Raw genomic sequence first — 11,999 nt, 5'->3', positions numbered from 1 at the left:
GGAGTCCCCGCGCCCGTGGCATGTCAGCCGGCGTCGACGACGGCCTGCACCGACTTCTGAGCCTCGCTCAGCAGCTTGTCGATGTCGGCGTTCTTGTCGGTCAGCACGGCCTGGACGATCGGGTCGAGCGCCGCGTACAGCTCCTGCGCCTTGACCGCGGGCTCCGCGTTGACCGTCAGCTTCGACGACAGGTAGTCGGTGTACAGCGAGCGGTCGACGTTGATCGAGTCCTTGATCCAGCCGAGGTAGGTGTCGTACTGCTCCTTGCTCACCAGCGGGATCTCCGGGATGCCGACGGGCGTCTTGTCCTTCGCCGCCGCCGCCGCGAGCGACACCGCGGTGTCCTTGTCGAAGTACTTGTTCAGCCAGTAGAACTCGGTCCACTTCAGAGCGGCGTCGAGCTCCTCCGGGGTCGACTTGGGGTTGTACCACTGGATGGCGCCGCCGCCGAGCGTGCCGAGGCCCTTCGCACCCTGGGGCAGCGGGGCGATGCCGATGTCGTCGCCCTTCATGCCGCGGTTGACCACGACATCGGCGTAGATCGGTCCGTTGATGGTCTGCGCGACGTTGCCGCCGGCGTACTCGTTGCGGATGTCGTCGCCGTTGAGCAGGAAGTTCGCCCCGGCCGCGTTCGCGTCCCAGCGCAGGTCGTGCAGGAACTGCAGCGAGGCCTTCATCGCGTCGGTGTCGACGGTGACCTTGGCCTTGCCGTCCTTCGGCTCCTCCTCCACCAGCGAGCCGTTGGCGTACGACATCGTCGTGAGGAGCCAGCCGCCCTGGTTGTTGGTGGTGGGGATGATGAACCCGGTCTTGCCGGTCTTCTCGGTGATGGTCTTGGCGTTCTTGAGCACGCCTTCCCAGTCGGTCGGAGGCGAGTTCGGGTCGAGGCCCGCCTGGGTGTAGAGGGAGCGGTTGTACATCAGGGACATCTCGTACGCCTGCCGCACGACGCCGTACTTCTTGCCGTCGACGGTGACCGCGCTGTCCAGATCGGGGTTCAGACCCGACAGAACCTTGCTCTTCTTCGCGAGCTCGGTGATGTCCGCCGCCTGGCCGCGCTGGATGAGCGACTGCATGTCGGTGAACGGGATCGCCACGGTGGTGGGTGCCGTGCCGCCGACCAGCAGCGCGTTGAAGCTCTGCGGGTCGTAGCGGGTCTCCTCGCCCTTGACGGTGATGTTCGGGTACTTCTTCTCGAACTCGGCGACGCGCTGCTTGAACACCTTGAGCGAGGCGGCCTGGTCGGCCGTGGGCATCTCACCGACGGTGATGGTCACCTTGGCGTTGGGATCGGGCTCCGCGCCTTTGTCGGATGACGTCGAGCAACCGGCGAGGGCGACGCCGGCGATCGCGGCGACGACGGCGAAGCCGAGGGCGCGCTGGGAACGTACCTGCATTGCTGCTACTCCTTCGTAGTGGGCGGCTGAACGCCCGGGGGTGGTGCATCTCTGGGTAGGTCCGCGACGTGCCAGCCTAGGGCACGGTGCGGTTCTCACTTGTCCTGCGGCACCTCCTTCGAGACGCGCAGGGTGAGGAGCTGGAACGGGCGGAGAGTGATGCGCGTTCCAGACGTGGTGGTCGCCGTTCCGGCCGGCGGATCGATCTCCCGCTCCAGCAGGTCGACGAAGCGGATGCCGGCGATGCCGTCCGCGTCGATCTCGACGTCGGCGGTGGCCCGCGCACCCTCCGACTCGTAGAGCCGGACGATGAGATCGCCGCTGCGGTCCTCTGCGAGCTTGACCGATTCGACGCGCACCGCGGGGTGCGACACCCGCACGAGAGGGGCCACGTCGCGAGCGCCCGCCACCGCGCGGATCGGGAGGTTCATCCGATAGCCCTCGTCGACGGCGTCCCGGATGCCCGCACCGGGCCGGATCGACACCTGCAGGTGCTGGCGTCCGAGGTCGGCCGCGGGGTCGGGGAACACCGGGGCGCGCAGCAGCGACAGCCGGACGGTCGTGGTGGTGCCGCCGTCCTCGCGCGTGGTGCGGCCCACATCGTGGCCGTAGGTCGACTCGTTGGCGATCGCGACGCCGTAGCCGGGCTCGGCGACGTGGATCCAGCGGTGGGCGCTGATCTCGAAGCGCGCGGCGTCCCACGAGGTGTTGACGTGCGTCGGGCGGAACACGTGCCCGAACTGCGTCTCGGCCGCCGAACGGTCGGCGTGCACGTCCAGCGGGAACGCCAGCTTCAGCAGGTGACGCGTCTCGTGCCAGTCGACGTCGAAGTCGAGGTCGAGCGACGCGGACCCTGCACGCAGGCGGATCGTCTCGACCAGCCGGGAGGCGCCGAAGACGCGCTCGACGACCACGGCGGCGCCGTCCCCGTCGACCAGCGGACGCACCGACAGGGCATCGACGAGGTCGTCCCCGACCCGGCGGTAGTGCTCGTCGACATCCCAGGCGTCCCACTTGTTCGGGATGTCACGGAACAGCTGCAGCAGGTTGCCCGCCTGACCCGGCGCGATCGCCTCGCGGCCGCTCGCGCTGTCGATCAGCGAGGTGACCAGACCGCGGGCGTCGACCACCGCGCGCACCAGACCGTTGTCGAGCACGAGATCGGCGCCGGATGCGGTGACGGTCGGCACGGTGTCCGCGTCGGCGGACGGGGAGACACCGAGCGCCGGCACCCCGTCGGCCGCCTGGGGGCGGGCGTTGACGAGCAGCGTGCGGTCGCCCTCGCCGACGAGCGCGGTCAGCGCGCCGGCGATGATGCCCTCCGCGGTCTCCTCTACCTCGGCATACATCCGCTCGACGTCCTCGTACACCCAGGCGATCGAGCAGCCCGGGAGCACGTCGTGGAACTGGTTGAGCAGCACGTCGTGCCAGCTGCGCTCGAGCGCGTCGTAGGGGTACTCGGCCCCTTCGCGCCAGGCAGCGGTGGCCGCCCACAGCTCGGCCTCGCGCATGAGGTGCTCGCTGCGGCGGTTGCCCTGCTTGGTGTGGTGCTGCGAGGTCAGCGATCCGCGATGCAGCTCCAGGTAGAGCTCTCCCGACCAGACCGGCGGGTCGGGATACTCCTGCTCGACGCGCTCGAAGAACGCCTGCGGGGAGTCGATCTCCACCTTGGGCGAGCCCTCCAGGGAGCGCACCCGCGCCGCCGCCGCGATCATCTCGCGGGTGGGCCCGCCGCCGCCGTCGCCCCAGCCGAAGGGGATGAGCGACACGGTCGACTGGCCGGCCTCGCGGAAGCTGCGCTCCGCGTGCGCGAGCTCGGCGCCGGAGAGCTCGGAGATATAGGTGTCCGCCGACGGGAAGTGGGTGAGGACGCGGGTGCCGTCGATGCCTTCCCAGAGGAAGGTGTGGTGCGGCATCTGGTTGGTCTGGTTCCAGGAGATCTTCTGGGTGACGAACCACTTCGATCCGCTGGCGGCGATGATCTGCGGCAGCGCCGCCGAGTACCCGAACGTGTCCGGCACCCACACCTCGAGGGTGTCGACGCCGAACTCCTCGAGGAAGAACCGCTTGCCCGCGACGAACTGCCGGGCCATCGCCTCCCCGCCGGGCATGTTGATGTCGGGCTCGACCCACATGCCGCCGACCGGGATGAACTGCCCGGTGGCGACCTTCTCCTTGATGCGCGTGAACAGCGCGGGGTAGAAGTCCTTCATCCACTTGAGCTGCTGCGCCGAGGAGCAGGCGAACCGGAACTCCGGATGCTCGTCCATCAGGGAGACGACGTTGGAGAAGGTGCGGGCGCACTTGCGGATCGTCTCGCGGAACGGCCAGAGCCACGCGGAGTCGATGTGGGCGTGGCCGATGGCGATGACCTCGTGGCTGGAGGCGTGGGCCGGGCTCGCGAGCACGTCGGTGATCTCCGCGCGGGCCGCGGCCGCGGTGCCGGAGACGTCCCGCGGGTCGGCGACGTCCATCATGCGCTCGAGGGCGCGGAGGATGTGGTGGCGGCGGGGGTTCTCCGGGCTGAGCTCGCGCATCAGGCCGTCGAGGGTCCAGACGTCGCGGGCGAGGGCCCAGACGGTCTCGTCGAGCAGGCCGACGGCGAAGGTGCGCAGCGTGTAGAGGAGGTCGGAGGGCGCGGTCTGCTTCGAGCCGAAGGGCGTCGGCAGGAAGTCGTAGTCCCCGGCCACGTCGGGGTTGGCCGCGGCCTCGACGTACACGTCGATCGGGCTCCCGGCATCACCCTTCCACGGCAGGTAGGCGGCGCGGGGGGACACCGCCTTGAGGATGGTGCCGTCGGGCAGATAGCCGAGCCCCTCGGCCTGGAAGCCCGGGCGGTCGCCGAAGAAGCCGAGGTCGACGACGAGCTCCGTGCGCGTGCCCTGGGGCAGGCGTCCGGACTCGTCGAACCAGGCGGCGGGCACGACCCCGGTGCCGCGGAACCACACCGTCGACCAGGGGGTGCCCCAGCGGTGCGGGACGCCGATCGGCCGGTAGTCGGCGGCGATGGCGTCGGCGGCGGGGATCGGCTCCCCCTCGACCTCCCAGGTCGACACCTCCAGCGGGCTGACCTCGCGGTACAGCGCCGGGGTGAGGAACTCGGCGATGAACCGCTCGAGTCGCGCCTCGGTGATGAGCCTGTTGTCGTGCACTGCCGTCCCTCTTCGATGAAGCTGCCGTCGGGATCCCTCGTCGTCCACGACGTGTCCCGGTTCTTCGGCTTACGCTAATTCAACTTGATTTATTTTGTCAATGTCGAGTTTTCGAGCGACCTGGAAGGAGGTGGGGATCAGGCGCGGCGCGAGGCACCGCCTGGGGGAAAGCGTATACCCGATACGCCCTGCACTCTGCCCGACGTCCTGCACCCCGGAACACGAGTAACCGGATGCAGAACGTCACACCGGATGCAGAACGTCCGACACCGGGCACACCCCACCCCCGCGAACGCTCTGCACCCACCCCGACGTCCTGCACCCCGGAACACGAGTAACCGGATGCAGAACGTCACACCGGATGCAGACCGTCCGGTCAGTCGTGGAACACGCGCACGGCGACGATCATCGCGTGGGCATCGCCGTTGGTCGCGGAGACCACCACGCGCAGCGCATCCGTCTCCACGGGCTGGGCGAGCGGGTGCACGCGGAGCCGGGCGCGATTGCCCTCCGCCCCGGCGACGACGACCCAGGCGCCATCGACCGAGGCCTCCACGCGATAGTCGCGCACGAGCTCGGGCATCACCGCGAACGGGGTGCGGTGATGGTGCAGGTTGACGATGTCCTCGTCGGGGTCGTCGTTGAACACGAGCTCGACGCGCCCGATCCGCTGCGCCTCCGCCCAGCGCAGCTCCACGTGCTCCTCGCCCCCGCGCGCCTCGGAGGCCCAGAGGTTCGGGCCGCCGAACGGGCGGGACGGGCCGCCGATCACCTGCCGGGGGCCGTACGCGGCGGTCGCGGGCTCCGCCTCGAACACCGGCGTCCTCCGTCGCAGCTCCGCCGCCGACCAGGCGTTGGTCTGCGGCTGCCCGAGCGCGATCCGCGGCGTGCGGCTGAGCAGCGCGAGCACGCCGTACGGGGGCCGTCGGTCGGCGATCAGCACCGAGAGCGCCGGGTTGCGGCGCAGCACGACGACGACGTCGCACGGCGCGTCCACGTCCAGTTCGAAGCGCGCCTCGACCGTCGTGCGCCCCGTCCCGGACACCGGGACGACGACCGTCCGCAGCAGGTCCACGGGGATGTGGTTCAGGCCGCTCCTGGTGCTCCACAGCTCGACGACCGCTTCGGTCGGCTCCACGGCCTCGACGCCGATGCGCACCAGGTCGAGGCGCGGGTCGACGGGAAGCACGATCCCGAGGTCGTCGTCCGCGATCGAGAAGGGCTCCCCCTCCCCCGCGACGCCGAGCGCGGAGAGGGACGACGACGCGGAGACCGTCGCGGAGAGCGCGAGGTCGCCGGGGTCGCTCCATGCCGTGCCGGGCATCGAGGCGTCCTGGCGCAGCAGCGCCGACTGCAGCTCCGCGATCCGCTCCGCTCCCACCCGCCGCGGGGTGATGCCGTGCCGTGCGGCGAGCGCCGCCCCGGCGCCGGCGGCCTCGCCGGTGACCGCGCAGGTGGCCATCACGCGCGTGGTGCCGAACGCCACGTGGCTCGCCGAGATGTCACGGCCGGCCATCAGCAGGTTGGAGACGTTCGCCGAGTAGAGCGACCGGAAGGGGATTTCGTAGAGGCCCGGACCGTGCAGGTGCATCGACCCCGCACTGTCGGCGTAGACCCCTCCGGCCGGATGCAGGTCGATCGACCATCCTCCAAACCCGACCGCGTCGTCGAAGTGCACCTGGTCGATGATGTCCTGCTGCGTGAGCACGTGGTCGCCGACGAACCGGCGGTACTCGCGCTTGCCGGGCACCGTGCCGACCCACTCGAGCGTGAGCGTGTCGGCGTCGAACTCCCCGGAGTTCTTGATGTGGTCCCAGATGCCGAAGACCACGCCCCAGAGCTCGTCACGGATCCGCTCGTTGTCGTCCACGGCGTCGAGCTCGCCGCCCCACTCGATCCACCAGTAGTCGCATCCGTTCATCGACGTCGAGATCTGCCGGTGGATCGGGATTCCCGACGCGACGATGTCCTTGGTGATGCCCGGCGGCACGAAGCGCACGGGCTCGCCGGCGTCCTTCGTGTAGAAGAGGATCGTGCTGCCGAGCATGTTGTCGTCGGCGATCTCGGGCGCCCATTCCTCCCCGTAGGTCGCGCGGTCCTCCCGTCCGGAGAGGAAGCGGGCCCCGGCGAGGAGCCCGACGAGGCCGTCGCCGGTGGCGTCGACGAAGACGGGGGACGCGAACCGGATCAGCTTCTCCGATCCGGACTGCCATCCGGTGACCGAGGAGATCAGGCGATCGGCCTCGGGACCGGATGCCTCGACATCGCGCACCTCGGTGTTGAGGAAGAGGTCGATGTTCTCCTCGCCGCGCACGAGGTCGAGGATCACGTGATCCCAGAGGATCGGGTTGCCCTCGGGGTTGCGCCACTGGTTCTCGAGGAACAGCTCGCCCATCACACCGGTCTCCCGCGCGAACTTCTGCGCCCCGTGCGCCGTCGCCCCGCACACCCACACGCGCACTTCGCTCGAGGAGTTGCCTCCGAGCACCGGCCGGTTGCCGACGAGCGCGACGCGGGCGCCGTTCCTCGCCGCGCTGACCGCGGCGGCGACACCGGCGAGTCCTCCGCCGACCACAGTGACGTCGGCGTGGTGGGTGAGCTGCTGCATGGCGGATTCTCCTCGGGGGATCGTGCGACGGCCCGGCGACCGTGCGGACGGATCAGCGGTCGATGTCGCGGAACGGCGAGAGGGTCGGGCCCGTGGTCGACCTGCCGACCGCGAGCGCCACCGGCACGCGGATGACCGGGGCTGTCTCCTCCCCGGCGATCGCGGCGAGCACGGCGTCGGCCGCGGCCCGTCCGATGTCGACACGGCTGGGGTCGATGCTCGTCAGGCTCTGGATGCCACGGGCGGTGTGCCGCTCGAGGTTGTCGTGCCCGATCACCGCGACGTCGTCCGGCACCCGCCTGCCTGCTTCGGCGAGGGCGGCGAGCACGCCGCCGGCGACGCCGTCGTTGCCCGCGACCACCGCGTCGAAGCCCTCCCTGGCGGTGAGCAGCCGCTGCGTGGCCTCATAGCCCCACTCGCGCTCATAGCTGCCGTGCAGGGATCCGCCCGTGACCAGCTCCACCCCTCGGGCGGAGAGCGCATCGACGAGCCCCGCGGCGCGGAGCGCGACGGCGGGGAGCGCGGCGGACGCGGTGATGTGCGCGATGCGGCGACGGCCGAGACCGAGCAGATGGGCGGCGGCGAGCTCACCGGCCTGGCGCTCGTCGGCGGTGACGACGCAGCGCTGTCCGGCGGACGGCTCGATGTTGGCGAAGACGAGCGGCGAGGGGAAGTCGAGCGACTCCGCGATCTCGGTGATGTCGGGGGTGTCCCCCACCACGAGCAGGGCGTCCACCCGACGGGCCCGGAGGGTCTTCAGATGCTCGGCGAGCTCGCTGCGCGTGGCGTGCGCGTCGCGCATGAGGGTGGCGATGCCCCGTTCGCCGAGCCGCTCGGAGGCGCCGACGAGCACGGGCATGCTGTGCAGGCCCACGGCGTGCTCGGCGAGGACGCCCACCGTCGCGCTGCGTCCGGTGACGAAGGAGCGCGCCAGCGCGTCCGGGCGGAAGTCGAGACGCTCGGCGGCGGCGCGCACGCGCTCGCGCGTCGCCTCCGAGACGCGACCGACGGCACCGAGGGCGCGGGAGGCGGTGCCCACCGAGACGCCTGCGGCGGCGGCGACGTCGCCGAGCGTGACATTCCCCTTCGACATGCCGCCCCTTCGCTGCGTAAACGTTTACGCAGTAGCATACACGGAGGCCCCGCCGGCGCGCGGAGCGCAGACGGGGCCTCTTTCGCGTCGGGTGGGCCTACTCGATGCCCACCAGCTGCACCGACTTGAACAGCGCCGGGTTCTTCGGCGCGCCGCCGACCCCGGAGCCCCACTCGATGTACCCGGAGCGGGCATCCGCGCCGGCCACGTCATTGTCGGCGTCGTTCACGAGGAACGACAGCCCCCAGACGCCCTTCGGCGCCGCGTCGTACCCGAGCGAGGCCCACGGCACCGTCACGTCGTACGTGGTGGTGTGCGCGACCTCGTCGCGGACGATCGTCGCCTCGGCACCGGGGGTGATCCCGGCCTTGCCGCCGGCCGGCGGGGTGAAGGTGTAGACCACCGGGCCGGTCTTCAGCAGCGCGGCGGCGATCTCCACCCGCTCGCCGCCGAGCACCGTCGGGAACAGGTCGTAGGTGTTGAACTGGATGGAGTCCGCCTGCCAGCTCAGCGCCGGATCGGTGCGATCGGCCTGGTGCACGTCATCCGTGATGACGGCCTTCAGCGTCAGCGCATCCGCGGTCGCGGTGAACTGCAGCGTTCCGCCGAGGTCGGCGGCGCCGTTCCGGCCGCCGTTGCGGATCGACACCCACTTGCCCGCCGTGTCGAGGTCGATCGGAGCGAGCGTCGCCGCCCCGGTCCTCTCGATCGGCGCGAAGCTCAGCGGCCCCGACGCCGAACGCACGAGATCGCCCGAACGGGCTGACACCGTGTAGTTCTGCGTGGCGAACACCTTCGGATCGGCGATCGGCACCGAGACGGTCTTCGACCCGCTCGCGGGCACCGTGAAGGCGTCCGTCACCGTACCGGAGGCGGTGCCGAGCTTCCAGTCCATCCCGTCGACGTCCACCGCGACGTCCGCGGCGTTGTTCTTCACGGTGACGTCGAGCGAGTAGGCGAGACCGCCGGTTCCCTTCTCGACGCGCGGCTGCGCCGACACGACGTAGGGATCGACCACGTTCGTCTTCCCCCGCGCCTGCGACAGCAGCCGCCCCTTCTTGTCGGCGACCGTCACGGTCACGTCGCGCGCGCCCAGCCGGGTGACGCCGGGGAGCGTGAGGGAGACGGTCGTGCCCTTCTTGAGCTTGACCTTCTTCTTCACGCCGTCGGCCGACACCGTCAGCTCGCCGCCCTTGATCTTCGCCCCGGGCGCGAGCTTCACCGTCACCGGGAGGTCGTGCGAGAGCACGGAGCTCTTCGGCACGTCGACGACGAGCTGGGGAGCCGCCGCCTTCACCGTCACGTCGCCGCGCACGAACACCGGCGCACCGGTCAGCGCGATCGTCGTGTCTCCCTTGGCGACCTGGGTCACGCGACCGAACTCGTCGGTCACCGTGAAGCCCTTCTTCGAGGAGACCGTCACCGAGTCGGCACCGATGCTCCACATCGCGCGATTGGTGTCGGCGGCGGTGGCGCCGGCGTACTTCAGGCTGTACAGCGTGTCACCGCCGATGCTCTCCCGCCCGCTGAGCGTGAGACCCGTCGTCTGACGGATCGCGACGGCCTGCGTCACGAAGCCGGGCTTCGGGCTGATGCCGTGCACGGCGCCGTAGGTGTAGTCCGCGGTGGGGCAGACCCAGAGCCAGCAGGCGGTGTCGTCCGCCCTGTTGATCAGACCGAAGCGGTTCTCGCGCTCGTTGTCGCTGAACCCGTCGTCGTAGAGGTCGTACCAGAGGTACTCGTCCGCACCGGCCAGCTGCGCGAGCAGCGGACCCCGGATGGCGTAGTCCGCCTGGTCCTTCTGAGAGACCCCCGCGTCGTGGGTCGCCCAGCCGCTCTCCGTCACGCGCAGCGGGATGTCCTTGCCGCCCTGCGACTGCGCGAGGAGCGTCGAGAGCTCGCCGAGGTCGGCGAGGCCCTGCGACTTCTCCGGTGCCATCGGCTGCCCGTTCGCCGAGGACGAGTAGTAGTTCACGGCGTAGGTGTCGATGTGGTCGAGCCCGCCCTTGGCGATGAAGTCCTTCGCCCAGGGCAGCTGGACCCCCGCGGTGATCGGCGCGATCACGTTCGCCTTCGCGTCGGCGGCATGCGCCGCCTGGTACGCCGGACGGAGCACGTCGAGGTAGCACGCGGCGGTCAGACCGCAGGTGCCGTTGTTGAACCCCGTGGAGTTGTACTCGTTGAGGATCCCGATGTCATGGGAGACGCCCTGCCCGCCGTAGTGGGCTGCGGTCGCACCGACGTAGGCCGCGAAGCCGGCGATGGCCTCGGGGCTCGCCGGAGTGTGGTTGTCGTCGTAGAGCGGGTTGGTGAGGCCCGCGTTCCACATCACGTTGACCCCGCGGTTCGCGAGCTCGGTGACGACGCGCGCCCCCTCGCCGGTGTACGCGTAGACGCCCTTCTGGGCCTCGACCTCGCCCCAGGTGGTCTCGTTGCGGGTCTTGCCGTAGCCCGCGAGCGTGATCGCGTCGAGCAGCGCCTCGGTCTCGGCCGGCGACTGCCATCCGCGATGCAGCTGCGTGCCGAAGAGCGCGCTCTTCGCGTTCCAGCCCGCCGGCGGCGCGTCGAGCACGGCGAGCGACGTGGTGCGCGTCACCGGGTCGGGGACGTTCGCGGTGACGTTCAGCGTGTAGTAGCCGAACGGCAGGTCCTTGAGGTCGATCGCGCCCTCGCCGCCCGACACCGGGGTGGTCCCGGTGCGCAGCTGCACGTCATCCGCATCGCCCAGCCGCCAGGTGACCTGGCTCGCCGGGGTGGCGACCTTCACCGAGGTCTCGCCCTTCTTGAAGATGAGCGAAGGGCTCATGATCGCGAGGGAGTCGATGGCCGCGACCGGCTGGTCGGTGAACGCCACCGAGACCTTCGAGAAGCAGACCGGCGGCATCTCGCCCTGGTTGGCCTTGACGTTCAGCCGGAAGTCGTATCCGTTCGACCTGTTCGCGAAGTTGATGTTCGTGAGCTCGAAGGTGGTGTGCTTCCAGGTGTTCGTTCCGGTCAGCTGCTGGTTGCGCGAGCCGGTCCACGGGCTGGTCTTCGAGTCGTAGTGGATGTCGAATCCCTTGTCACCCGCGTCGTAGTAGTCCACGGTGACCAGGGCGCGCGTCGCGCCCTGCGGGATGCGGCTCTGGTCGACGTCGACGTACAGGTACCGGACGTAGGGATCGTCCTTCATCTGCCAGCACTGCACGCCGTCGACGGTCGTCGCGACGGCCGCGGGATCCTTCCCCGCATCGCCGGGGCGGACCTTGACGACGCCGTCGAGCTGGGGCGTGGTGGTGAACACGGCGGTGGCCGTCGGCGTCGACGCGACGGCGGCCGCCGGCATCCCTCCCGCGACCAGCGCCGATCCGACGAGGGCGATCGCGACCGCCCCCGCCCTGATCGATCTCGAACTTCGCTTCACATGCACGGTGGAGCTCCTTCGCTTTCCTTGTAGGGGTGTTGCAGGCAGGTGGGTCAGTGCGCGGGCTGCAGGGCGTGCGGCAGGAGGCCGGCGAGGCGCGCGGCGCGCGGCCTGCGGCTGACTCCCCCGCGGGGCGGGACGCCGGCCCGGGAGTGGCAGCCGTGCTGCGGATCCTGCACGAGTTTCTCCCTGTCGACGGCGTTGTCTGGGCACGGCGGAGGCCGCGGCATCCGAGTCTCATGACTTACTAACTCAAATGTATGGATTAACATAGAGCACCGTGATTCACGGGACAAGACCCCCTCGACCGGCTATTCAAATCGAGGGATAAAGTAGTGAGGTCGGC

5 protein-coding genes are annotated in these 11,999 nt (G+C 70.1%); all 5 read right to left on the bottom strand.

Going from position 1 to position 11,999, the window contains the following annotated elements:
* Positions 1-23: 23 nt before the first annotated feature.
* Positions 24-1,397, bottom strand: coding sequence for an ABC transporter substrate-binding protein (locus ABWO84_RS03470; RefSeq protein WP_353112570.1), 1,374 nt, complete (start codon positions 1,395-1,397; stop codon positions 24-26).
* 95 nt (positions 1,398-1,492) lie between these two features.
* Positions 1,493-4,549, bottom strand: a complete 3,057-nt coding sequence (locus tag ABWO84_RS03465) for an alpha-mannosidase (protein ID WP_353112568.1) — start codon at positions 4,547-4,549, stop codon at positions 1,493-1,495.
* Positions 4,550-4,925: 376 nt separating this feature from the next.
* Complete coding sequence (locus ABWO84_RS03460; RefSeq protein ID WP_353112566.1) at positions 4,926-7,157, bottom strand: FAD-dependent oxidoreductase; 2,232 nt, start codon at positions 7,155-7,157, stop codon at positions 4,926-4,928.
* Between the two features lie 52 nt (positions 7,158-7,209).
* Entirely contained in the window at positions 7,210-8,250 is a 1,041-nt protein-coding gene (locus ABWO84_RS03455; RefSeq protein WP_353112564.1) for a LacI family DNA-binding transcriptional regulator, read from the bottom strand.
* Positions 8,251-8,347: 97 nt separating this feature from the next.
* A complete protein-coding gene (locus ABWO84_RS03450) occupies positions 8,348-11,659 on the bottom strand; it encodes a DOMON domain-containing protein (RefSeq protein WP_353112562.1) in 3,312 nt (1,103 codons plus the stop codon).
* Positions 11,660-11,999 lie beyond the last annotated feature (340 nt).

It is taken from the genome of Microbacterium sp. (genome assembly GCF_040394595.1).
GTDB lineage: Bacteria > Actinomycetota > Actinomycetes > Actinomycetales > Microbacteriaceae > Microbacterium.
Note: the sequence above shows the minus strand (reverse complement) of the source record. Positions and strands in the feature narration are given on the sequence as shown.